The sequence below is a fragment of the Vibrio sp. zbq_1 genome (genome assembly GCF_043102935.1).
Lineage (GTDB): Bacteria > Pseudomonadota > Gammaproteobacteria > Enterobacterales > Vibrionaceae > Vibrio > Vibrio parahaemolyticus.
The window spans coordinates 738,864-762,140 of the sequence record NZ_JBICJH010000004.1 but is presented as its reverse complement, the minus strand read 5'-3'; the positions used below and the strand labels follow the sequence as shown (position 1 = coordinate 762,140).

Annotated in this window: 22 protein-coding genes; 7 read left to right on the top strand and 15 right to left on the bottom strand. The window is 44.0% G+C overall.

The features are described 5' to 3' along the window. Positions 1 to 76: 76 nt before the first annotated feature. Positions 77 to 697, bottom strand: coding sequence for a DNA-J related domain-containing protein (locus ACF8CV_RS03725; RefSeq protein ID WP_025553954.1), 621 nt, complete (start codon positions 695 to 697; stop codon positions 77 to 79). A 132-nt stretch (positions 698 to 829) separates the two neighbouring features. Further along, positions 830 to 1,669 (bottom strand): isopenicillin N synthase family oxygenase, encoded by an 840-nt coding sequence (locus ACF8CV_RS03720; protein ID WP_005455357.1) that lies wholly within the window; start codon positions 1,667 to 1,669, stop codon positions 830 to 832. Between the two features lie 275 nt (positions 1,670 to 1,944). Here ACF8CV_RS03720 and ACF8CV_RS03715 point away from each other — a divergent pair, with 275 nt between their 5' ends. Then, on the top strand, positions 1,945 to 2,541 hold the full coding sequence (locus ACF8CV_RS03715; protein ID WP_025504043.1) for a DUF2238 domain-containing protein: 597 nt from the start codon (positions 1,945 to 1,947) through the stop codon (positions 2,539 to 2,541). On the opposite strand, the gene cutA is transcribed toward ACF8CV_RS03715, so the two are convergent. From cutA to ACF8CV_RS03690, 5 genes are all read right to left on the bottom strand, one after another. Then, positions 2,503 to 2,835 carry a divalent-cation tolerance protein CutA gene (gene cutA, locus ACF8CV_RS03710; protein WP_005455382.1) on the bottom strand — a complete coding sequence of 111 codons (333 nt, stop codon included), beginning with the start codon at positions 2,833 to 2,835 and terminating at the stop codon, positions 2,503 to 2,505. The two genes, ACF8CV_RS03715 and cutA, sit on opposite strands and share 39 nt — an antisense overlap. Positions 2,836 to 2,843: 8 nt before the next feature. Further along, positions 2,844 to 3,095, bottom strand: a complete 252-nt coding sequence (locus tag ACF8CV_RS03705; RefSeq protein WP_005479768.1) for a hypothetical protein — start codon at positions 3,093 to 3,095, stop codon at positions 2,844 to 2,846. Next, positions 3,079 to 4,785 (bottom strand): SgrR family transcriptional regulator, encoded by a 1,707-nt coding sequence (locus ACF8CV_RS03700; protein WP_021821670.1) that lies wholly within the window; start codon positions 4,783 to 4,785, stop codon positions 3,079 to 3,081. The genes ACF8CV_RS03705 and ACF8CV_RS03700 overlap by 17 nt, the downstream gene beginning before the upstream one ends. Before the next feature lie 79 nt (positions 4,786 to 4,864). Further along, positions 4,865 to 5,098, bottom strand: a complete 234-nt coding sequence (locus tag ACF8CV_RS03695) for a DUF3389 domain-containing protein (RefSeq protein WP_005455381.1) — start codon at positions 5,096 to 5,098, stop codon at positions 4,865 to 4,867. 43 nt (positions 5,099 to 5,141) lie between these two features. Beyond that, positions 5,142 to 5,576, bottom strand: coding sequence for a hotdog fold thioesterase (locus ACF8CV_RS03690; protein WP_005455359.1), 435 nt, complete (start codon positions 5,574 to 5,576; stop codon positions 5,142 to 5,144). Positions 5,577 to 5,780: 204 nt separating this feature from the next. On the opposite strand from ACF8CV_RS03690, the gene ACF8CV_RS03685 reads away from it, so the two are divergent. Beyond that, positions 5,781 to 6,569 carry a M48 family metallopeptidase gene (locus tag ACF8CV_RS03685; protein ID WP_005455384.1) on the top strand — a complete coding sequence of 263 codons (789 nt, stop codon included), beginning with the start codon at positions 5,781 to 5,783 and terminating at the stop codon, positions 6,567 to 6,569. Positions 6,570 to 6,652: 83 nt separating this feature from the next. On the opposite strand, the gene ACF8CV_RS03680 is transcribed toward ACF8CV_RS03685, so the two are convergent. Beyond that, the gene (locus ACF8CV_RS03680) at positions 6,653 to 7,735 is read right to left on the bottom strand and encodes a site-2 protease family protein (protein ID WP_138937286.1); all 1,083 of its coding nucleotides are present in this window, start codon (positions 7,733 to 7,735) and stop codon (positions 6,653 to 6,655) included. Between the two features lie 358 nt (positions 7,736 to 8,093). On the opposite strand from ACF8CV_RS03680, the gene ACF8CV_RS03675 reads away from it, so the two are divergent. The 3 genes from ACF8CV_RS03675 to ACF8CV_RS03665 all read left to right on the top strand — a co-directional run bounded on the left by ACF8CV_RS03675 (position 8,094) and on the right by ACF8CV_RS03665 (position 12,603). Beyond that, a complete protein-coding gene (locus ACF8CV_RS03675) occupies positions 8,094 to 9,338 on the top strand; it encodes an outer membrane protein transport protein (protein WP_021448509.1) in 1,245 nt (414 codons plus the stop codon). 20 nt (positions 9,339 to 9,358) lie between these two features. After that, positions 9,359 to 11,767 carry a VolA/Pla-1 family phospholipase gene (locus ACF8CV_RS03670; RefSeq protein ID WP_138937285.1) on the top strand — a complete coding sequence of 803 codons (2,409 nt, stop codon included), beginning with the start codon at positions 9,359 to 9,361 and terminating at the stop codon, positions 11,765 to 11,767. 278 nt (positions 11,768 to 12,045) lie between these two features. Next, positions 12,046 to 12,603 carry a PhnA domain-containing protein gene (locus ACF8CV_RS03665; RefSeq protein WP_005455388.1) on the top strand — a complete coding sequence of 186 codons (558 nt, stop codon included), beginning with the start codon at positions 12,046 to 12,048 and terminating at the stop codon, positions 12,601 to 12,603. A 159-nt stretch (positions 12,604 to 12,762) separates the two neighbouring features. Here the strand turns inward: ACF8CV_RS03665 and ACF8CV_RS03660 are convergent, their stop codons facing one another. The 3 genes from ACF8CV_RS03660 to ACF8CV_RS03650 form a co-directional block, all read right to left on the bottom strand. Beyond that, positions 12,763 to 12,954 carry a hypothetical protein gene (locus tag ACF8CV_RS03660; RefSeq protein ID WP_005451745.1) on the bottom strand — a complete coding sequence of 64 codons (192 nt, stop codon included), beginning with the start codon at positions 12,952 to 12,954 and terminating at the stop codon, positions 12,763 to 12,765. Positions 12,955 to 13,233: 279 nt separating this feature from the next. Next, on the bottom strand, positions 13,234 to 14,253 hold the full coding sequence (locus ACF8CV_RS03655; RefSeq protein ID WP_020842108.1) for a TerC family protein: 1,020 nt from the start codon (positions 14,251 to 14,253) through the stop codon (positions 13,234 to 13,236). Positions 14,254 to 14,774: 521 nt separating this feature from the next. After that, positions 14,775 to 16,517 carry a bifunctional UDP-sugar hydrolase/5'-nucleotidase gene (locus ACF8CV_RS03650; RefSeq protein WP_138937224.1) on the bottom strand — a complete coding sequence of 581 codons (1,743 nt, stop codon included), beginning with the start codon at positions 16,515 to 16,517 and terminating at the stop codon, positions 14,775 to 14,777. 271 nt (positions 16,518 to 16,788) lie between these two features. Between ACF8CV_RS03650 and ACF8CV_RS03645 the strand changes: the two genes are divergently transcribed. Next, positions 16,789 to 18,423: an ATP-dependent endonuclease gene (locus ACF8CV_RS03645; RefSeq protein ID WP_138937223.1), complete on the top strand. Its 1,635-nt coding sequence runs from the start codon at positions 16,789 to 16,791 to the stop codon at positions 18,421 to 18,423. A 193-nt stretch (positions 18,424 to 18,616) separates the two neighbouring features. On the opposite strand, the gene ACF8CV_RS03640 is transcribed toward ACF8CV_RS03645, so the two are convergent. Continuing rightward, on the bottom strand, positions 18,617 to 19,099 hold the full coding sequence (locus ACF8CV_RS03640; protein WP_005483841.1) for a DUF1097 domain-containing protein: 483 nt from the start codon (positions 19,097 to 19,099) through the stop codon (positions 18,617 to 18,619). 267 nt (positions 19,100 to 19,366) lie between these two features. Next, positions 19,367 to 20,272, bottom strand: a complete 906-nt coding sequence (locus ACF8CV_RS03635; RefSeq protein ID WP_005498809.1) for a LysR substrate-binding domain-containing protein — start codon at positions 20,270 to 20,272, stop codon at positions 19,367 to 19,369. A gap of 264 nt (positions 20,273 to 20,536) precedes the next feature. Here ACF8CV_RS03635 and focA point away from each other — a divergent pair, with 264 nt between their 5' ends. Beyond that, on the top strand, positions 20,537 to 21,988 hold the full coding sequence (focA, locus tag ACF8CV_RS03630) for a formate transporter FocA (RefSeq protein WP_138937222.1): 1,452 nt from the start codon (positions 20,537 to 20,539) through the stop codon (positions 21,986 to 21,988). 115 nt (positions 21,989 to 22,103) lie between these two features. On the opposite strand, the gene ACF8CV_RS03625 is transcribed toward focA, so the two are convergent. Both ACF8CV_RS03625 and ACF8CV_RS03620 read right to left on the bottom strand, forming a co-directional pair. Continuing rightward, on the bottom strand, positions 22,104 to 22,673 hold the full coding sequence (locus ACF8CV_RS03625; RefSeq protein WP_005477055.1) for a YceI family protein: 570 nt from the start codon (positions 22,671 to 22,673) through the stop codon (positions 22,104 to 22,106). Next, positions 22,670 to 23,209, bottom strand: coding sequence for a cytochrome b (locus ACF8CV_RS03620; RefSeq protein ID WP_021448503.1), 540 nt, complete (start codon positions 23,207 to 23,209; stop codon positions 22,670 to 22,672). The genes ACF8CV_RS03625 and ACF8CV_RS03620 overlap by 4 nt, the downstream gene beginning before the upstream one ends. Between the last annotated feature and the right edge of the window lie 68 nt (positions 23,210 to 23,277).

Here is a 23,277-nt window from a genome sequence, read left to right as displayed (position 1 = left end):
ACAAAGGCAGCGATAATCGCTGCCTTTTTTATTTTCAGTCCTAAACCACCTACTACAGTAGGTAGTTATTTACTATTTATCCATTTCGAAGCACGTTCCATGCTTCGCACAACACTCTGAATCTTTCGGCATCGCCATTTTCTCTATCAGGATGCCAGCGTAACGCCAGTTTTCGCCATTGTCGGCGGATTTCAGTACGAGATGCGTCACCCGCTAGGTCAAAGAGTTTAAGCGCTTTCGCTTTATCAATGTTATGCTCCGAGGCGCCGCCTACAAAGCGTTGATAACGACTCCAAAACTCATTGAGTAATCGACGAACTTCATCTTCGTTCGCTTCATAATGGGTCCAATCCAAATAGTATTGTCGCAAAGGATCGTTTGGATCGACGCTATTTCTACTCGCTTCTAATGCTGACATCAACATGATATCCATCGCTTCTACTTGCAACCAACTGTCCGGAAAGAGCGTCTCTTGCAGTTGATACAGCGCATTCATTATCAGAAAGTTTCTTTTGAATAAGTCTTTATCTGGCGAGGGGTCAAGCTGGTTAATGTAACCGCGCTCACTGAGCTTGCTGGCCAAGGTGTGTACTTTCCAACCAGACGGTTGCTTTTTGAGAATCTCAAGCATTGGCCAAAGCAACGGGTTTTCTATTTCACTCTGACTGCTATCGCATACGCCATATTGATCTTCCATGCGCCCTCGTTTGATTTATAAGCGATTAAAATTGAGCACGTTTTAAAGCTCAACGTCGTTACTTTTGTACCATAAACGAAAAAAGGCCGATAGCGAAAAACCATCGACCTTTGGAATCAGGATCGCGTTTGATTAAATAACGCCTAGCTCACGTAAGCGTTCCATCAAGTAGCTGTGTGCTGTGTAACGCTCAGAAAGTACTGTATCTGGTTTTGGGTGCAAGAAAAGCGGTAATGAAATGCGCGATTTTTCTTGGCGAGCACCTGTTGGGTTGATAACTCGGTGTGTCGTCGACGGGAAGTAACCGCCTGATGCTTCTTGTAGCATGTCACCGATGTTAATGATCAAGTTACCAAAGTCACATGGAACATCGATCCACTCGCCATCTTTGCTCATAACTTGCAGACCAGGCTCGTTCGCCGCTGGCAGTACAGTCAGTAGGTTGATGTCTTCATGAGCGGCTGCGCGAATTGCACCTGGCTCTTCTTCGCCTGTCATTGGTGGGTAATGAAGAACGCGAAGCAACGTTTTGTCGCTGTTATTGATCATTTCTGACAGCGCGATAGAGAACTTCTCTTGTACGTCTTTTGGTGCGTACTCTTCTACCCAACCTAGCAGTTCTTGTGCAAAAGCGTTTGCGCGCTCGTAGTACTCAAGAATCTCTGCTTTCAACTGTTCTGGGATTTGTCCCCAAGGGTAAACATGAAAGTACTCTTTGATGTCTTTTACTTTGTGGCCTTTCGCAACTTCAGAAACCGAAGGTGGGAAATAACCATCTTGCGTTTCTACATTAAATTGGAAATCATTTTTTTCTTCTGAGCAGAAAAACTCGTGCCAGTTTTTGTAAATGGACTCAACCAACTCTTGAGGGATTGGGTGATTCTTTAATACGCCAAATCCTGTTTCGCGTAGTGATGCTACGAACTGTTGAGCAGCGTCGTCAGCAAGATAATCGACAGTTTCCAGTTTCATGACTTTACTTCTTTTTTATTAGACTGAGTCACGGATTCTATGGATGGGCATGTTGTAAATCAAACTTTAATGAAATGTGCACGCGCAAACGTTTTAATGTTGAGCAGTTCGCTGATAATTCAACATGTTTAGTTAATAATTGACCAATAAAAATAAACAATTGCACACCGTTCAATTAAGTGTAATCATTGTTAACGCATTACAAACAGAGATATAAACGGTTTAACTCGATGCTTGTACGCTCTAAAAAATCAATTGAAGGATCAACTAACCCTATGAAAAGCACTTCTACACTATTGGGATTGACGATTTTTTACGCCATCGTTTTTTTATTTTCAGCATTAGAACCTAGCTCGCGTGCTGTCTGGTTTGCTGAAATCATTCCGGCGATTGGTATTCTCATTGCGATTTGGGCGATTTCGATTCGCTACCAGTTCAGCAACACCGCTTACCTTTTGATGTTTATTTGGTTGTGCCTACACACCATTGGCGCGAAATACACCTTCGCTGAAGTGCCGTTTGATTGGTTCAATAACCTAATTGGATCAGAGAGAAACAATTTTGATCGCGTAGCCCACTTTGCGATTGGTTTATATGCCTACCCGATCGCTGAGTATTTGATTCACAACAAAAAATTCAACCCAACTTTTTCATGCTGGTTTGCGTTGTTTGCCATTATGTCTTTGGCTGCAGGCTACGAAATCATTGAGTGGTGGTATGCCGAACTGGCTGGTGGCGATGAAGGCATTGCCTTCCTAGGCTCCCAAGGAGACATTTGGGATGCCCAGAAAGACATGTTGTGTGATACGACGGGTGCCATACTGTCGTTGTTTTTAATGTCGGCTCAACGTCGATTCGCGAAGCCATTCTAAATACGGATTAAAACCATCCACAATAGGAACCTGTACGATTTGAGCAACCTCATATTCGTGCAGGTTTTCAATTTTTTCTTCCACTAACTCGTAAAGCTCACGTCGTGTTTTGATGATCAATAACCATTCGTGGTCAGTACAAACTTCCCCTTTCCAAACATAATGGCTCTCAATTGGCATCGTCTGAATACACGCCGCTAATTGAGCTTCTAATAAACCTTTGATGATTTCATCGCGATTTTTTTCATTATTGGTGGTACTTAACACCATGCAGCAATCGTTTTGTTGGCTCATTATTTTTCCTACTTCATTGTCACTTTTCCGCCAATCATCTTAAACGCAGGCGTACCTCTGACTAACGTATCTCGTGCAAACTCTTGCCCGCAGCTCGGGCAAAAACAAGGGGTTTGAGTGTAATCTTCTACAATGCGTTCTTTAAAGCACTTCACCAAGGCCCCCTTTCCGCCCTTGCGATACTTATATAGCTGCGCTTTGCATTTCGCACAATAAATTTCGACAGTTTTACTCGGTTGCTTTTTATTCGGCTTGGCCATTATCTTCTATCTCTGGCTTGACCCACACATTGCTGAAATCGAACCACCCCAGCGCATTACATTTTGCATTTTGAAGCGCTCCGCTGTGGTCTTTGTTTACACCAAGCCAGCAATGGAACATTGGAATAACCTGACAGCTTTTCACTAACTGCCTTCCTAATTCGCGAGCAGGAAAGTCGGCGTGAATGCCTGCACGCCATTGATCGACTAATGTCGCCCATTCTGAAAAATCGTAACCCGCGCTGAATTTTTCGATGTCGCTATAATCAAGTAGCCAGCCCGCTAAGGCATCGTTGCGATTGGTCGCAATACCCATTGCTTTTACCCAAACGTCGACTTCTTCTGGGTTTGGAGGCTGCGTATCGTAGCGAATAAACTCGACATCGACACTGTGCGGTTTGAGCAAATGTTTAATTGCTTTGGCAATGACAGGAAACATCGGATGTTTTTTCTGATAAGCGACGGTAATCGATTTACCTTGTTGCGGGACTTCACCCACTGATGTCGGCCTTAAGTCAATCCACCCCGGTTTTAAACCAAATGCTTGCAGTACACCCAGTTCAATCACTTTATCTTGGGGAACGTGCGCGTAGATTTGATGGCTATTTAGTGTTTGGCTTAAAAATTCGGCCCAACGTGGGTCTTTTGCGATCCCGGTGTTTTTGTTAAGCAGCAAGAAGGTACAACCCGGATCGAGTTCCACTTCATCGGTCGACGCTTGTTTGTTCATTTGTGGCTTAGACAGGCTTGGATACACCATTGATGAGTAGGCTTCATCAATCACCCACACTTCAACTTGGTCCAGCAGTGGACGAAACCCAAAATAACCATCGAAAGCAGTAAGAATAAGGCGTTTGTCGTCGTTCACTTTTACTTGGAACGGACCTGAGCCAATAGGCTTACGGTCAAAATCCTCAGAGCGAAGCGCTTGTGGCAATAAGACTTTGGCTTGAGACTCGCTCAATGCTAACGGTAAATAGCGATCTGGACGAACAAGCTTAATATCAACGGTCCAAGGCTGTGGTGACGAAACTTGCTGAATGTGAGAGAACAAATTCAATCCACTCAAGGCAAGAATGCTCTCTACAACACAATCTGTCGTGAGTGGTTCACCATTATGGAAGCGTACGCCACGACGCAAATAGAAACGCCAATGAGTGTCAGAAAGCGCCTCCCACGTATGTGCGAGATCCGGTTGAAGTTGTTCGTTTTCATCAAGACGCGTTAAACCGCTAAAAACTTGTCGCGCGATGTGTTGTTCCGAGCGACGCATCGGCTTTTGCGGATTCAACATGGCTAACGGTCGGTAATAAGGTAATCTCACGACTTGCTCGCCTTGTCGATGCTGCAATCCCAAATAACCTTGAATCACCTGGGTTAAACGTGCGGCGTCATTGTCTAACGCATCGAGCGCCTGTCCAATTTTTCCTTCGTCTAGATAGCGTCTCGCTAAGTTTTCGCTTACGTCACTACGATTGCGTTTAAAGATCAGTTTGGATAGTTTTCCTCGGCCAGCAGCCGGGTGCCATTCTATCCACCCCTCTTCTTCGAGCTTATTGAGAACGATACGCGCATTTCGTCGCGTACAAAACAGAGCGTCGGTAATGTCTTCTAGCTGAACTTCTGTGTCGTTACCGGCAAATTTTTCAAAGAGTGTTTCGAACTGAACACGTAAACGAGGGCTACTCATAAAGAGGAAATACTTGTCTTGATGTCAATAAGTCAAGTTTCCTCATTTTTATGAAAAAGTGCAAATATGAAGGGGTAAATTATTGAATATCGATACCAATTTCTTGTGCGAGTTGGATAAGTTGTTCCTCATTATCCAATTTTATTGACCATTTGCATTCGGCCCCATGGGCTAACACCACATTTGCGCCACGACCAAGAAGTTGAAGTGCATCGGTTTGTGCTTGCAATGTGACCATTGCCTCACCGGTTAGTTTGATGACGATTTCACGCTGCGTCGCGATAATTTTACCTAATGAAAACTCGATAACCATGTTCTGCCTTTGGGTGTATCTCTGCTGATTGATGAACGTCGAATTAAGCCAATTTTGCTTTTTGTTGTTTCACAGCAATCGTTAGACGACTAGTACACACCAAGCGATCACGTTCGTCTGTAATTTCAATCTGCCAAACTTGAGTCGACACACCAAGGTGAATAGGTTTTGCGGTACCGATAACATAACCACTGCGCATTGCTCGTACATGGTTTGCGTTGATATCTAAACCTACGCAGTAGTTACCTTCACTTACGCAAAAGTTTGCGGCAATGGAACCTAATGTTTCTGCTAGCACGACGGATGCACCACCATGCAACATACCTAGCGGTTGGTGAGTAAAACTGCACACTGGCATCGTTGCACTTAATGAATCATCCGTGAAGTTGGTGTACTCGATTTGTAGGTGCTCCATCATGGTATTTCTTGATGTAGCGTTAAGGATGTCCAAACTGATCGGCTTTTTCCAAATACTCATTTTTCGCTCTTACTGTTTGCAGGTTGAGACTGCTTATTCATATTTATGCCAAGCGCTTAGCATAGTCTCTATTGCTGCGACACTTCAAGACAAAACGCGCTAGCCCTCAACTCTACAATCACACTTACCTCGCCTATGCATCTTGTCATCATTTGGGTATATACTACTGGTTCAAAACAAGAATTAGTGAATATGGAGCCACTTATGAAGGTATGGATTAAAGCCTCTGCTCTCTTGACCTTAGCAGGCTTAACTGCGTGCAGCGCCTCACCAACTGGTCGAAATCAAATACTGATGTTTTCAGATCAAGAAATGTCATCACTTGGTGCAAAATCCTTTGATCAAATGAAGAAGGATATTCCAATCAGTAAAGATAAAAAGACCAACGCTTACGTACAATGCGTAGCTAAGCAGATCACCAATGCCATTCCACCTCAAGCTGGTTTCAAAGATTGGGAGGTCGTGGTGTTTGATAGTGACCAAGTCAATGCGTTTGCGTTGCCAGGCGGAAAAATTGGTGTTTACACTGGCCTTCTCAAGGTAGCGAAAAACCAAGATCAGTTAGCAACGGTTATCGGGCACGAAGTGGCGCACGTTTTAGCAGAACACAGTAACGAGCGGCTGTCTCAAAGCCAGTTGGCCAATGCTGGGCTGTCGTTAGCCAATGTGGCAATTGGCGCATCTGAATACAAACAATATCAACAGCTCACTATGGCCGCGTTAGGTGTTGGTGTGCAGTACGGCGTGATTCTCCCTTATGGAAGAACGCAAGAGTCTGAAGCGGATATCGTTGGCTTAGAGTACATGGCGAAAGCTGGATTCAATCCTAATCAAAGCGTCGATCTGTGGAAAAACATGAGTGCAGCATCAGGTGGAGCTCAGCCGCCGGAGTTTTTCTCTACTCACCCTTCTCACAGTACGCGAATTAAAGACTTGCAGGCAACCATCAACAAGTTGCCGAAGTACAATGTGAAAGCACCGAAATGTGGTTAGAAAGCGTATAACCCTACAAAGTCTGATACAAAAAAGCTCCTACTTAAGGAGCTTTTTCGTTATTTGTGTGTTGAGAACTTTCGTTAAGTTCCAAGAATTTGCAAAGGTAAGCTGAGTAAGCTGTCACCCAGCCCTGCGAAATACCAAATAATCCCAACAAAACCACCAACGGATGCTAAATACCAAACCAATGAGAACAATTGACCGTAGCGAGTGAGTGGCAGCAAGTGGCTGTGATGTCTTGCTCGCCATTCCATGACCACTTCCAGCATCCCCATCATCAGTAAGAACCCGAGCAGTGTTAAACCAAATGAATAGCTGAGCGCAATACCAAGTAGTGCTGTAACAATGCTGCCCGCCAACCCAATCCAAGTATTCATCGAGAAAGTAATACTCTTTAGAACATGGCCACCATCTAACGGTAAGATCGGCAGCAAGTTAAAGAGGTTTAGCAGCGCGTTAAACACAGCAAGACCAGCGAATATCATTTCGCCTGTCATCCAATAAAGCAGAGTAAACACAATGCTTAAAACCAATCCAAAGAAAGGCCCCATGATAGAAATGACGACATCTTGCCAACGCGTGTTTATTTTCTCGTCACTTAAAGCCAAGCCACCTAGAAACGGGAGCAAGTAAATGCCCTTGGTTTTCATACCGAAATACTTCATCGCTTTGATATGCCCATATTCGTGGAACATAAGACAAGCAATAAGAGCCAGAGCAAACTCAATAGAAAACAACCATGAATAGGCAGCTAAACTTGCTGACGCCAGCGCAACTTTAATCACTTTCGCGCTTTTTAAGGCTTTCATACCTAAGGAAAAAATACCGATGACACTCAAGCGCTTTTCTGATGGCGGCGCGACCTGTGGCACCTGCCTTTCAATATCTTTTTCGTTTCTTGAACCTTCCGTAATTAGCTCACCGTTAACGGTGGCGCGATAGGTCAGATCAAAAGGTTGCCAATCCAATGTGCAGTCTAATTGGCAAAGCAAAACCTCTTCTCCAGCACTCAACTTAAATTGATGCGTGTAAGTTTCTGTTTTCTTTTCGCTCGCATCAATTTGAGAAACTAGAGTGTTGTCCCAGTACAATTGCTGCCATCCCGCCATCGATCCTTCTAATCTTAACGGGCGACCCAAAAATTCAGTGTGTAGTAATTCCAACGCGATTCCTAATGCGATAACCACAAAGGTCGAATTATGCCTCTTATAACAAGTGACATCAAAGCATGTGAACTCAAGATTTGAAGGTTATTTAATCATAAGATTTGCAAAACAATTCTGGTCGTACCATTTCCACAAAAAATATAACGATAATACATGCCCTTACGAGCAGGCGTTTGACGTATGCATCAAATTTAAAACGCCAAATACGCTCAAACTTTGACAAGTTATTAAACATACAATTAACATTACGTTTACATCACAGCTGTGTTTCAACGCAATCACAACTGCTGTTTAGTACCACACAACAATTACAAGGACTTCGGTCCAGCATAATGACACCCTAGGAGGGTCAAGGATGAACAAGAAGCACTGCTCTCTGCTGACAATTTCAATATTGTTTGCGTGTAATGCCCATTCAGCGGGCTTTCAGGTTGCTGAACACTCGGCATCTGGTCTTGGTCGAGCATTCTCAGGTGAAGGGGCTGTAGCAGACAATGCCAGCGTTCTTGCACGTAACCCAGCAGCAATGACTCTTTTCAAAGAAGCTCAGTTTTCTGGCGCACTTTCTATCGTTGATCCTGAAGTCAACGTTTACGATACGCTTCATAAAGAGCAATCTGATGACGTAGCACCACTGCAAGTGGTTCCTGCGGGTTATTACATCAGCCCAATCAATGACAACTGGGCTTGGGGTATCGGTATGTTCACCACTTACGGTGTTGCAACAGATTATCCAGATGATATTTCTGCGGGTGATATGGCTGGCGACACCTCGCTACTTTCTGTCAATATCAATCCAAACATTGCTTACCGCATCAACGAAAAATTCAGTGTGGGTGGCGGTATCAACCTAGTGTACGCGGAAGCGGAGCTGACTCGTCACAAAGGCGCACTCGCCCGTATTTTAGGTGGTAATAAGTCCGATAACCTTGTCGGCATGGAAGGCGAAACTTTTGCTTGGGGTTGGAATATTGGCGCTTTGTACGAGCTAAATGAAAACAACCGATTTGGCTTTGGCTATCGTTCTAAAGTTGATCTAGATTTTGACGACGGTGAGTTTAGTAGTTACGACTCAGGTCGAGCTCCATCAGCAAAAGTGGATGGCCGTTTAAAAATCTCTCTCCCTTCAATTATCGAATTATCGGCTTTCCATCAACTGAATGAAGAATGGGCAGTACATTACGGCTGGCAACAGACCGATTGGAGCACATTTAAAGAACTGAAAGCGACGAGTCCTCAATGTAATGATGGAACTGCTGGTCAATGTTTCTACAAACCAGAGAAATACGAAGACAACAACCGTTATTCTATTGGCGCAACTTACACCCTCAATGCGGATTGGACATTCCGTGCAGGCTTTGCATACGACGAACAAGCAGGTGAAGCCACATTGAGCATCCCTGACAGTGACCGTTTTTGGTACAGCGCGGGCCTAACTTACGCAATGAATGAGAATTTAACTTTCGATGCAGGCTTTGCACTTGTTAAGAGTAAATCAGGCTCTTTCACTGAGACAAATGCTCTGGGTGACGAGATTAAGTTTGACTCAGAAGGTACTGCTTACATCAGCGCGGTACAGATGAACTACACCTTCAAATAATGGGATTACGGAGTAAACCAATGAAACACACGTTTAAATTATCAATGCTTTGTTCTGCAATCCTTCTTGCTGGTTGTGGTGATAATACATCAAGCTCTGGTACTTCCGACAAAGTTCAATTTGAAGATGAAGTCCAAGCACTGCTCGACCGTGGAACATCTATCAGCTTTACGCTTCAAGGGGCGAATGCGGATGTACCTGCGCCCTCTTACTTATTAATGGACACAACAGATGGCACGCTTGGTCTGCCAACTGACGGTGATGATGCCTTAACCAACCCTAGAGCCTCGATGAATACGATGGATGGATGGTCAACGTCTATGCCAATCGTTCTGAACTTTAAAGGCGATGGTTTTGCAACGGGTATGCTGCCGTCTGGTATTAAAGTCATCAAGATTAATCAACGTTTAACCGAGTGGGATGGTAAGTCCAACCCAATCGAAGACGTTCTCGTTCAGAACCAAGACTACGTTGTTCAAGCAAAAGGCAACTCTCTATATATCCAGTTCATGGATGCGCTTGATGAGTCAAGCGAGTACATTTTTGCAGTAACACAAGATGTTACTGACGTGAATGGTGAGCCAATCGGTACATCAGCCAGTTACGCGACAGGTAAATCGAAAGAAATCGTTTATGAAACTGGTGCTCTTGCTTCTATTCAAGCGGTGACACAAGCGGTGGAAGGCATTTTTGGTCTAGCGCAAGTCAACCCAGCTGATATTGTCTACTCATCATGGTTCAGCACTCAATCTGTAGGTGACACGTTAGCGGCTGTTAAAGGTGTTACTGCGACAGGTTTTGCTACTGGCGCGAACACGCTAAATACCATTTACAAAAATGATAATAACGAGAATGCTGTCGACCTTTCTACTGCGTACACAATGGTGCTTGGTGAGACACAAGACTTTATGACAGCGTTAGATTCGGACAGTGACTTTAACAAATACGTCAGTGACTTAGATGCAGCGAAAACCGCGATTAAAGGTCTTTACCTGCAATCTGGCGCGAGTGTGAATGTTACTCAGGGTCAAGTAAGACTGCCACACTACCTTGAAAAAGGCGCAAACTGGAACATGCAACCGATGGTGTCTGCGATGCCAAGCCTAGCGAAGCTAAACGCAGCGCTTACCGATCCAGCAGAACAAGCGAACATGGTTCAGCAGCTTTCTTCTGGCGTTTTCGCAAGCTCTCCTGTAGACGTTAGCAAGCTGGCAACAGATCCAACAGAGCAGCTAAAACTGGTAGGCTCGAAACTGTACTTAAACGACGGCACACAGCTGGATAGTGAGCGAGTTATTACTCGTTACTCTCCTGTTCCTGCGGTTAAGTCTTTAGAAAATGTCGAGTTCTTACTGTTTACTCCTCAAAATGGTGTAGCGAAAGACGTGGTGATCTACCAACACGGTATCACCTCAGCGAAAGAAAACGCGTATGCATTTGCTTTTAATATGGTGCAGGCTGGAGTAGCTGTTATCGCTATCGATCTTCCAATCCACGGTACACGTAGCCTAGACGAACAACGATCGGCAAATGCGAACGTTCTTGCTTACTTGAACCTGTCTAACCTTGCTGTAGCGCGTGACAACCTTCGTCAAAGCGTGCTGGATGTATTGGGCTTACGTGCTAGTTTAGTAGTATCAGCGCAAGGCGGTCTATTGGCTGGAGGCCCTCTTCAAGGTTTTAACCCAATGACGGGCTCTCAAGTAAAAATGCTAGGTCACTCACTAGGCGGTATTGTTGGTACGTCTGCGGTTGCTGCTGCAAACAACACACTAGGCAGCCCTACTGCTGACGCACTGTATACATTTAGCGCGGCCTCTATTCAGAATTCTGGTGGTCAAATCGGTAATCTATTGTTGGGTTCTTCAGACTTTGGTCCACAAATCAAGCACAACCTTGCTTATGCAGCATCAACGGATTACAAGTCTTACGCTGACGCGCAGTGTGCTCAGTTAGATGACAAAGCATGTTACGAGGTCTTTGAAGGTTTAGCGACACCGGAACAGCTTGCAGCTCTGAGTGCTGGTTTCTCACAGTTCATCTACGCAGCGCAAACCACGCTTGATACTGTAGATCCATTTACTAATGCTGCAGACCTAGTTGCTTCAGGCACTCTAACTACCCCATTCTTGATGACAGAAGTTGAAGGTGATAAGACGGTACCGAATAACGTTGCGAACGCTCCATTTGCAGGTACAGAGCCGTTAGCCAAGAAATTGGGCTTAACTGAGGTTAATAGCTTAAATACAGCGGTCGCTGCGACGTCAAGCTTTGTTCAATTCAACGCTATTGCTTCACACAGTACGTTTGCGTCGCCATCAGGCACACTTGCCGATATCAATCATCATGCTGAAATGCAAAAAGAAAACGCGGACTTCTTGATGGACAACGCATTGAGTGATGTTTCGGATACAACAGTACTGAAATAATCGACCATTCATCCATCGAAAAAACCCAGCTTAGGCTGGGTTTTTTATTTTTCGCACTCAAAAGAGTGTTGAATAATTCACACAACAATTCATAACCCAAGGTAATTGACCACTTCTTTTATATTCCAAATATTATTTATTTAGCGATTGTTTTACATCTTTCACCTAATCAGGTTGGAATATTGTAAAATCTCGGCTTTAATTCGCTAACACCCTTTTATTTCTCAGGATAAAGTGGATAATACCGCCACAAAATAACATTACTAAGGTGAGTCCTTATGTCTATCGAAGCTACTCTGCTTGCACGCTGCGAGTCAAAATGTGAACTGTGTTCATCTGAATCTCCATTAACTGCTTACGCTGTACCACCACACGGTAACGTAACAGTTGATACCGCTATCATGGTATGTGACAAATGCCACAGCGAGATCGAAGAACCTAAAGACATTAACCATTGGCGTTGTCTGAACGAAAGCATGTGGAGCCAGGTTCCTGCAGTACAAGTAACTGCATGGCGCCAACTAACTCGCCTAAACTCTGAAAGCTGGGCTCAAGACGCTCTTGACATGATGTACATGGAAGAAGAGCAAAAGAACTGGGCAATGACAGGTATGTCTGCTGATGACAAAACTGTTGACTGCAACGGCACTGAACTTAAGAAAGGTGACGATGTAACAGTAATCAAAGATCTACCAGTTAAAGGTACAAACCAAGTAATTAAGCAAGGTACTGTGATTCGCGGTATCAGCCTTGGTGATGACCCTAAACTGATTTCAGGTAAGGCAAACGGTGGTCAGTCAATGTACGTGATCGCAGAGTACTGCCGTAAGAAGTAATTTTAGTTACTTTTGTATAAAACGGGGTTCCAGTTGGAACCCCGTTTTTGTTTGTGCTTCGGAAGGCCCCCTAACCCATGCGTTTGAATCAGGTCCCTTTGAAACAGCAAATACAAAAATGCCAGCGGCTAAGCTGGCATTTTTTTCACAGTGTTCAGATTAACGGTACATACCGATATCTTTTTGAATGTGAGCTGACAAATCTTCTGCGTAGTAGCTGCGAGGAGCAGAGTTATCTACAAAAAGAATGTCGAGTAAGTGAGCAATCAATCCTTTGAAGTTAACCGCGTAGGTTTTCTTATCCATAGAGGTTGGTAAAGCTACATTTGTCATTTGCATTGCTTGTGCCATGATTGCCTCTCTTTAAAAGCAGTAATATGTTTTGTTGGTTGTATAGTAGTCACTTCCTCACTGTTTAAAAAATGACAAAATTTGACCAACCAAATTAGTTTTTCTAATAAAACAAATCATTCACATTGCTGTGAGCTAGAAATGCCCACTTTTCGCATAAAAATTCAACAATCGCGTACTTTTCTTGAATAACTTGGAGTTACAGGGATAACTTCAAGCTTTTAAGTAACAAATATTTAACCAATCAATACTAAAAATACCTTTTAGAAAATCCGGTTATCAATATTTTTGATTAGTAATATTAACTCGAGAACGACTGTTTTCTTTGTTCTTATACACCGACGCAACTACCGCGGAAGTCATTACTAGAATCAAGAACGTCAACGACCAAATCGTTGGGATTTCGTATTCTGTTCCGACCAAAAGCATCTTCACACCGATAAACATCATGATCACAGAGAGCGCAGGTTTTAAGTAGACAAACTTGTCCAGCATCGCTTGCAGCACGAAGTACAGCGAGCGTAAGCCTAACAACGCGAATACGTTAGCCGCTAACACCAAGAATGGCTCGCGAGTGACCGCAAAAATAGCCGGAATTGAATCGAGTGCAAACATCACATCCATCACGGCGATCACGCCTACTACAATTAACATTGGCGTCGCAACCCACTTCCCTGCTTGCTTCAAGAACATATGATTGCCTTGATAATCATCTGTTACTGGCAGCAATTTACGAATCACTTGCTCTGGGTATGGGTTCACTTCTTCCTCTTCACCTTTGTCGCGAGCAAGCTTAATACCTGTCCAGATTAGGAACGCCGCAAATAGGTAGAGTACCCAATGGTATTGGGCGAGCAGCTGCGCACCGACAGCAATCATAATTGCTCGCAGAACCAACGCGCCAATCACACCCCATAATAACGCGCGAGGACGAAGATGCTCTGGCACTTTGTATTGGGCAAATATGATGGCGAAGACAAATAAGTTATCAACGCTTAACGACTTTTCGAGCAAGTAACCAGTTAGGAATGACACGGTCGCTTTCTCATTGCTGTAAGCACTATGAGGAGCGTAAACGTCCCAAAAGAAATAGATGGAACCTGCAAAAAGAAACGCGAGTAAGAACCAGAATATGCTCCAAACGATGGCTTTTTGCATCGTAATGGCACCGCCTCGGGTTTGATAGATATCAAGCGCAACCAAAACGAGTGTGAAAAGGCCGAATGCACCATACATTGTCAGTGATTCTTGAAATAGAACAGATTGGCTTAACTGGGTGGTATTTTCAATAAGAGACATGCTTCCTCCCACGCGGAAGGACAGCAGTGTTTGGTGACCTTCCGCAAACAATACAAACCAGCAGTCACATTACCCATGTGTCTGCTAATCAATGAATGCGTTGGTCTCGTTGAAGTGCCAAGATTGAATGTTCAATCAGACACCTTTACTTACCGGATAAGCGATCGCTTAACGAGATGACGATAAGTAAACTTGCGCTAACTACTCCCCAAACGCCGCCATCATACGCCTGATCATTCTGATTTCCAACAAAAATTCCCTATCAATAAAATCAATGCATTTAATCGCCAGCAGTCCATCAAATATATGAATATAAAGAAAAAGGAGCACTGACCAGTGCTCCCTCTTATTGCTCTTTGTTCTTTATAGCCCATTTAGCGGCACAAAATACACAAGCATGGACCAAGCGGCTACCCACGCAATGACCACCGCGGCGTCTGCCCAGTCTTTTTTCCACATACTTTCCACCCTCTCACTCGCATGTAGTGTGGAAAGTACAGCAAAATCAATACCAAAAATGATTAACGATTTTGTTGAGAGTAAAGTTTGTGACTTTCGTTCAAACAGTTAGGCTCATCTGTAAGTAGTTCAATAAAACAATCCGCCATTGATAAGTTACTCACGCAACCCTCGCCTTTCATATCAAGCAGGGCTTCATAGCCTTCTTTGCCTTTCATCGTGTAAGCCGAAGAGGTGCCACGATACCAAGTGTCATCATCAACCTTTACCCAGCGGTATCCATCAAATATTTCTAATCGTTGGACTCTCTCACCTTTTGGCGCATCGGCTTGATAGTCAAAGTTCAGATTGTACGTATATGGGTAACTGCCTGACCCAGTGCCTTCTACGCCGTTGTTTAGTGCGTTATTGATTGCACCTTCTAGAGCTCGACGAATAACCGCACCTTTCACATCGTAAAACCCGATCGGTACGGCAAAAGGCAATAATCGTCCGGCAACATCTGCCACTGTAATATCACCTGGATTGAGTGAAGTACGAACGCCACCTGCATTATGAATTGCAAATTGAACGTTGTGCCCGCGTTTATTTAAGCTATGAAGGAAAGAACGAGCGACCGCACCGGCAAGTTCACTTCCGCCCAACTCATCCGGTATACGGACATGACGCTTTTTGTTTTCCACATGAGCAATCACCTGCGATTGCAAGGCACGCACGCGAGGTATGTATTTATCTCTCAAAATAGCTTGAGTTTCTGGGTGTTTCTTACAGACCACAACATTTGGTTGGCCGTGAATAAAATCACAAGCGGTTTCAAATACGCCTTGGTCCAATTGTTGATTCAACGTTGAATCCCAGAAAATACGGCGCCCTAACAGTAATTCATTTTGACCATTCAACATGGTTGCTTGGCCATTCTCGTCAAACTCAAGCACACAATGGCCCATGGTCAGAGCATGAAAACCGGCTTGCACAACGTAGGTTCCATTTACTTTGATACCATAAGGATCATCTTCACCCAAACCAATCGCAGTAAAGTCACCTTGCAAACGGTGGCTATGACCACCCACGATGATACCGATGCCTTCCACTTGCCCTGCAAGTTCTAAGTCGCCTTCGTAACCCAGGTGACTCAGTAAAATAATGTTTTTGATTCCATCATTGTGAATTTGTGCGACTGTCGCTTTCGCGGTTTCAATTGCAGTCATAAATGGCGTATCGGCGTCAGGGTTTGCTATATCGCTCATTTTATCGATGGACAAACCAAAAATAGCGACTTTTACACCGTTAAACTCTTTCACAAGGTATTGCGCACTGCGTGAATCCGGTTGATAGCTCAGTACGTTGTTACAGTCGCTTAGTCGGTGCGCTTTGTTTTTTGACTCATTGGACAGATCCCAGTTACCTGCGAGCAGCGGAAAATTGGTGCGCTGACAAAATAGTGCAACCGGTTCGTTCCCCATGTCGAGCTCGTGGTTTCCCAATGCCATGGCATCAATATTCAAGGCGTTCAACAAATCGGCGTTCGCTTTGCCTTTAAATAAGGAGAAATAGAGCGTGCCTTGGAAGCAGTCGCCAGCATGAAGGAACAACATTCCCTGCCCTTGACGCTGTGCATCATCACGTAGCTGTTCAACTCGAGTCGCAATTCGTGAGAATCCGCCCGCACTAACATAAGGTTCTAATATGAGGTCTTTGTTGATTTTGAGTTTTAGCTGTAATGACGTTGGCTCAAAGTAGGAATGAGTGTCATTGATGTGTGCCAGTTTGATTCTTACTGGCTTATGATTTTTATTCATTTTCATCTTCTCTCTTTTCATTCCTTATAATAATAAGAAGTGAATCATGACAGAATCATGAATTTTATGAAACTGTGAATTTTTGATTTCACGTTTACGTGATCACGATGCTGTCTGTCGTTCAATTGAAAGCAACTTACGCTTGTCGCGGTCTCTATTCAATAGGAGGCTCTCGTAATTTTGTGAACTGAGCTTAACTCAAAAATTTCGAATTCATATATGCTTAGGAGTAGCAAAATAACTCTCTATAATTCAAATAATTGCAAGGAGGATTGAGATGAGACTAGAACGCATCGAAATCTCCGGGTTCAGAGGCATCAAACGCCTTTCACTCTCTTTTGATGAACTCACTACCCTCATTGGTGAGAATACGTGGGGCAAATCTTCATTGCTCGACGCCCTATCTATCGCGTTACCAGCCAACGGAAGTCTGTATGAGTTCGAACTGAAAGATTTCCACGTCGACTACTCCATTTCTCACCCTCAGTCTCAACACATCCAAATTATTGTTTGCTTCAAAGCACAAGATAAACATGAAGCAAACGCTGGTCGTTATCGCCGCATCAAACCCGCTTGGTGCACAACAGAAGATGGTGAACATGTCATTTATTATCGAATCAGTGCCTCTCGCGTTGATCATGCCATCACGACCAAATACGCGTTTCTTGACCGTGATGGCAAACCGAAACAGATTCACCATTCAGAGAAATTAGCGGTTGAGTTGATGACGTTGCACCCTGTCATTCGATTAAGGGACTCTCGTCGCTTTCCTCGTCCGACACACATTAATGGTGACAGCAAAAACGCGCGTATAGAAAAACGCATCAACAACACCTGTCGACGTTTGTTGGCGATGCCGGGTCATGTAAACAAAGGGGAAATACGAAGCAGCCTCGATGCCATGAAAACGTTGGTCGAGCACTATTTTGCGTTTCGTAGCATCAGTAAAGGCAATCCTAGAAAACCGAGAGACGGATTATTCTACACTAGCCCATCTTCTGATAAAGGATTGAGCCAATACCTGAAAGAGACCAACGATAAGCAAAGTCGTTTGCTCTTAATGGGGTTGCTTAATGCATATCTTCAAGCCAAAGGGCCGACGGATTTAAGACGTTGCGCGCGGCCTATTTTGATCATCGAAGATCCAGAAGGTCGTTTACACCCAACGCATTTAGCTCGAGCTTGGTCGTTGCTTCAACTTTTGCCAATGCAAAAAATCTTAACCACGAATAGTGGCAGTTTGCTTGGTTCCGTGCCGCTCTACTCCATCCGTAGGCTTATCCGTCTGTCCGACAAAACTATCGCGAAGAGTCTAAATACGTCTAAGTTTGGGGGGGATGAGTTAAGACGAATTGGTTTCCACATTCGTTTTCATCGCGCTGGCGCTTTGTTTGCACGTTGCTGGCTATTAGTGGAAGGCGAAACTGAGGTTTGGTTGTTTAATGAATTGGCAAGACAATGTGGATACGATCTCGCCGCTGAAGGGGTTCAGATTGTCGAATTTGCACAATCTGGCTTACGTTCATTAATAAAAGTAGCCAAAGAGTTCGGTATCGATTGGCATGTGGTTACCGATGGTGACCCGGCGGGTAAAAAATACGCCCACACAGTGAGAGCGCAGCTTGGGCATGATCAAGAGCGCCATAGGCTCACTGAACTTCCCGATCGGGACATCGAGCATTTTCTTTATAATCATGGGTTCGAGCTTTTCTTTAAGGACATGATCAAAGTCCCTCACGACCATCCAATTCCGGCGAAGAAAGTGGTTAACCGCGTTTTGAAAAAACATGCGAAGCCAGATTTGGCTCTAGCCATTGTGTCTCACTGCGAAGAGAAAGGCATGGAATGTATCCCTGTGTTGTTGCGTTGGACTTTAAAACGCATCGTTACTATGGCAAGCGGGAATACTTAAGCCTTATATATCTACTTACTCGTTTTCCATTTAAATAGTCTTTGGGGATAGCACTGCGCTATCCCCTTAAAATTTAGGCAAAAAAAAGCACACTAATTTAGTGTGCTTGTATCAAATATCATTAATTTTGATTAACTGTATTGAGAGGGATAAAGCTCAACACACAGCGGATACAAATTAGATCGGGGGTTCACTACTGTGCTTGCTCAGCGAGCGAAGAAGAAGTAGCGGTTGATTTCGCATGTAACCAAAGTCCTGTTGCTTTCATCAAGTAACCAAATACGCCACCTAATACAAGCGATGGAACAACAAGTTGCCAATTGCCATCTGCTGCGAATGTCGCGCAAGAACCAATGAAAGTACCAGGAATGTACGCTAGCCAAGCCTGTTTCGCTTGAATACACATGAAAAACGCTACAACAGCTGTGATCACATAACCCAAGATCTCTAAACCTGCGTAAGTGGAGCCATAAATAATTACCATTGCCCAGAATACACCGGTCAAGTTAGTAATTAAGCTTGTCGCTAAACCTTTTAATCCACTCGTTGGAGCTGCGAAGTAGCTTGTACAGCCTAGAAAGCCTGCCCAAGATAAAAGGCCAAGAGAAATGGCAATCCAACCCCAAACGCCGGACAGAATCCCAGTAGTAATAGAGATAGCTAAAAGTGTTGTCATGGTATTCGTACCTGCTTGGCGACTATCGCACCCTTTGGGTTTGATAACTGCCTTCATACATTGAAATCAAGAACCAATACTAGGCACATCGCGCCAGTTTATCGGTGATAATGATCACAACAATATCACCTTTTGTTTCATGTTTTACACAAATTATTTGACGCAACCGATAAATCAACAGATTTAGAAAATAACAAAAACAGAGATGGACGAATAAAAGAAATAAAAAAGGCTCTGCGATGCAGAGCCCATTTAAATTGATAGTACCTATAAGACGGATGGTTTGCCCTTCATCATGCGCAAACCTTCACGCTTGATGCAATCGACCAACGGGTTTTCGGCCATATCCGCACGCCAAATAAAGGACAATGTGCGCTCCATTTTCAGATCTGGTACGTTTAGCGCGACTAAACGTCCAGCCTCAATGTAACGTTCAACATCCAAATATGGCAAACAAGTTAAGTATTGTCCGTTAGCCACCAAGCTGCGCAACACAGGAACATGTTCATACTCACGCCATACATCTAAATCTTCAATCAAATGATGAATGGAGCTATCAAAGGTTTTACGAGTACCTGAGCCATGCTCACGCAACACCCATTTCGCCTGCTCTAATTGAGCTAAACTGACCGAAGGGTTACGAGCAAAAGGATGATGAGAAGCTGCGACTACAGTAAGGTGGTCACGACACCAGATTTCTTGGTGTAAACGGTTATCGTCACAACGTCCTTCAATAATGCCTAAATCGTATTTGTAATCTAATACTCCATCGATAACCCCTTTCGTACTTTGTACGCCTAGCGAGATTCGCATCTCAGGAAAATCGTTATCAATGATACTGATAAGGTCAGGCACCAAGTGTTCTGCTGGTGTTTGGCTCGCACCAAGACGGATCTCTCCGCTCAACAAATGTTGCTCATAGAATCCCATTTCTATCTGCAAGGCATCTTGCAATAAACGCTTTGCTTTTGGCCTTAACCACATCCCCCAATGTGTTAGGGCCATTTGCTTTCCTTGCCTTTCAAATAAAGGCCTGCCAAGCATTTTTTCTAACTGCGCGAGCGACATACTTGTCGCCGATTGTGTCAGAGCCAGTTTGTCTGCGGCCTGGCTTACACTGCCGGTATCTGCAACTGCGTCGAAAACCGCTAATTGCTTAAGAGAGTAGCGCAAAGTGTCCTCCATCATGGGCGAGTATTCCCATACTCTCACAACCTCAAAAACATGCCCCAATAAGCAATAGGGTTCATTTTACTCCGCGCTAAAAACTTATCAAATAATTTGATGAGATTTCTAAATATTATCAATTTTACCTGTACCACTGCCCGCCCTATTCTGGATATGCGGTTCGGGAACACCGCAAAACAAAAACAACAATTCATTTTTGAGCTAATAAATCAAGGAGCTTTTTATGGAACCACAAACTAAGGAGTCATTATGGCGGTGACCAGTTCTCAAACTCACCAGGACTTTTCTCCTAAAGAGATGATGGCTGAGGCGGAGAAATTCGCATTAAGTAAAGCAAACAAAACCAGCAGCATGACACTTGGCCTAGCAATAATGGCTGGTGCGTTTATCGGTTTGGCATTTTTGTTTTACATCACAGTGACAACTGGCAGTGCGAATACAGGTTGGGGTTTAAGCCGCTTAGCCGGTGGTATCGCCTTCAGTATGGGGTTAATCCTTATCGTTATTTGCGGTGGTGAGCTGTTTACCAGTTCGGTGCTTTCCAGCATCTCATGGGCAAACAAACAAATCTCTTTCGGCAAAATGTTGTCGATTTGGGGCAAGGTTTACGTGGGTAACTTCATCGGCGCAATGTTTTTGCTTGCTCTTGTGACTGCGGCAGGTTTGTACAAAATGGATGCAGGCCAATGGGGTTTGAATGCTCTTAATATCGCACAACACAAACTGCACCATACATTGCTTCAAGCCTTTGCTTTGGGCGTTCTATGTAACCTACTGGTTTGTCTTGCAATTTGGTTGACGTTTAGTTCTGCAAACGCAATGACGAAAGCGCTTATGACCATTCTTCCAGTTGCGATGTTCGTCAGCAGTGGCTTTGAGCACTGTGTGGCAAACATGTTTATGGTCCCACTAGGCATCGTTATTGCCAATTTTGCCCCTGAATCATTTTGGGCATCTGTTGGTGTACCGGCCTCCCAATATGCGGATTTAAATGTCGCACACTTTATTAGTGCGAACTTAATTCCAGTGACGTTTGGCAACATCGTCGGTGGCGCGGTACTCGTTGGTTTGGCTAACTGGTGCATCTACCGCCGTCCAGAGTTAAAAGCAGCCAATGTTTCATCTATCACAAATACAACTCAGTTATCGTCAGTTAAGGAAATCACAATGAAAAACGCATCTTTCGTAAAGGACATCATGAATCCAAAACCGGTTACACTCAGCGTGGAAATGCCTGTAGCCGCAGCTCTTGATACTCTATTAGACAACAATCTAACAAGCGCACCAGTGGTGGATCTCCACAATCGTTTAGTTGGTTTCTTCTCTGCACACGACGTGATGGTTGAACTGTGGTGTCAAGATTACATCCCAGTGAAAGATCAAAAAGTGGTTGATTTGATGAGCCGTGATGTCGTTGCAATTGATGCTAGCGATCGTTTGGTGGATGTGGTCGAGTTCCTATGCATCGACAAAGAGCAACTATACCCAACAAGCAGCATGGGGATTGCAACTCGCCTAACTTCTCTATCTTTAGAAGAACGAGCGAAAAGCATGAAGGTTAGCAAACCGCAAGTATTGCCGGTTCTTGAAAATGGTCAAATGGTTGGTGTTGTTACTCGCCAAGAAGTCCTTAAAGCCCTACGTCCAGTGTTCGGTGAGCGACTAAACCTTGTTGAAGATAAAGCACTAGAAACTGCTTAAACAATAAAGAACGAACAATAACAAAACGCTAGTTGTTAGAAACTAACAGCGTTACATGGCACCAATAAAAAAGCGCTCTTGAAACCAAGAGCGCTTTCATTTATTCAAAGCTTAATTACTTCTTCACGCCTTCGATATGCAGTTCCATATCAACGTAGCTTGATGAACCCATTACTGGGATATCGAAATCAGCAAGCTCTAGACGAGTTGTGCCAACAAAACCAGCACGCTCACCACCCCATGGGTCGTTACCTGCGCCAACAAACTCTGCTTCGATAGTAATAGGCTTAGTCACACCGTGTAGCGTTAGATCACCCGTTACGTCTAGCTTACCATTACCTTTATCAACCACTTTCGTGCTCTTAAAAGTCGCTTCGCTGTATTTGCCAGCATCAATAAAATCGCCGCTGCGGATGTGTTTATCACGCTCAGCGTGGTTTGAGTCTAAGCTTGTGGTGTCTACTACTACGTTTACTTTTGAGTCAGCAATGTTTTTTTCATCAAAAGAAAAGTCACCAGAAAAAGTATTAAAACGACCTTTGATGAAGCTGTAACCTAAGTGGCTAACTTTGAAGTTGATAGACGCGTGAGCACCTTTCGTATCGATAACGTAGTCTGCAGCCTGAGCACCTAAAGGCAGTGCCATAGCGATTGCTAGTCCTGTAGCGAAGAGTGACTTTTTCATTTTGAAGCTCCTAACATTTTTCTTAATGTGTTGTCTTTATCGATAAAGTGATGTTTGAGCGCAGCGACAGCGTGTAAACCTGCAATTAGGATCACAGCCCAAGCTGCATAGAAGTGAATTTCACCTGCGATATCTGATTGACCAGAAAATAATTCTCCTGCGCCGGGTACAGTAAACCAATTGAATACTTCAATACCGCGACCATCAGATGTAGAGATGAGGTAACCTGAAACAAAGATTGTGAGAAGTAATAGATACATCACACCGTGTGCCGCTTTAGCTGCGACGACTTCAAATCGACTGCCTTCTACTTTTGGTGACGCCGTAACATACTTCCACACGATGCGACCCACAGTAAGAATGGCCAGAAGAATACCGACAGAGCGATGATAATGTGGCGCAGTTCGATACCATTCGCTGTAATAGCTAAGGTCGACCATCCACAAACCCACAGCAAACAGACCAATAATGCAAAGCGCAGAAAGCCAGTGCATTACTCGAGCAGGCAGGTTATAGCTTTTTACCAGTGTTTCCATCTCACGTTCCTAGATATATTCCTAAGTTAATGTTGAGCAAGAAACACAACATTAACCTATTTACCTTA